This is a genomic window from Pseudomonas sp. NPDC086251, assembly GCF_044746405.1.
Classification (GTDB): Bacteria; Pseudomonadota; Gammaproteobacteria; order Pseudomonadales; family Pseudomonadaceae; genus Aquipseudomonas.
On record NZ_JBIVBY010000045.1, the window covers coordinates 1 to 600 of the forward strand.

Here is a 600-nt window from a genome sequence, read left to right on the forward strand (position 1 = left end):
AACCAGGTACGGGTTGATCACGGTGAAGTCGCCCGACAGGTTCGATTTCACATAGAGGTTCTGGTAGGTCGGTTCGATCGACTGCGAGACACCCGTGATGTTGGCGATGGTCGCGGTCGGTGCGATGGCCATGATGTTGGAGTTACGAATGCCTTTCTGTACACGGGCGCGAACCGGTGCCCAGTCCAGGGATTCGTTCAGATCAACGTCGATGTACTTCTGGCCACGTTGCTCGATCAGGATCTGTTGCGAATCCAGCGGCAGGATGCCTTTGGACCACAGCGAACCCTGGAACGTCTCGTAAGCGCCACGCTCGTCGGCCAGGTCGCAGGACGCCTGGATCGCGTAGTAGCTGACCGCTTCCATCGACTTGTCGGCGAACTCGACGGCAGCGTCGGAACCGTAAGGAATGTGCTTCAGGTACAGCGCGTCCTGAAAGCCCATGATGCCCAAGCCCACTGGACGGTGCTTGAAGTTGGAGTTCTTCGCTTGTGGCACCGAGTAGTAGTTGATGTCGATTACGTTATCGAGCATGCGAACGGCGGTGTTCACGGTGCGTTCCAGCTTGGCGGTGTCCAGCTTGCCGTTGACGATGTGGTT

At 57.7% G+C, this 600-nt stretch carries 1 pseudogene; it reads right to left on the bottom strand.

Annotation, left to right across the window (positions count from 1 at the left end):
• Positions 1–600, bottom strand: a pseudogene (locus ACIPL2_RS31815) (ribonucleoside-diphosphate reductase subunit alpha); the annotation flags it as partial.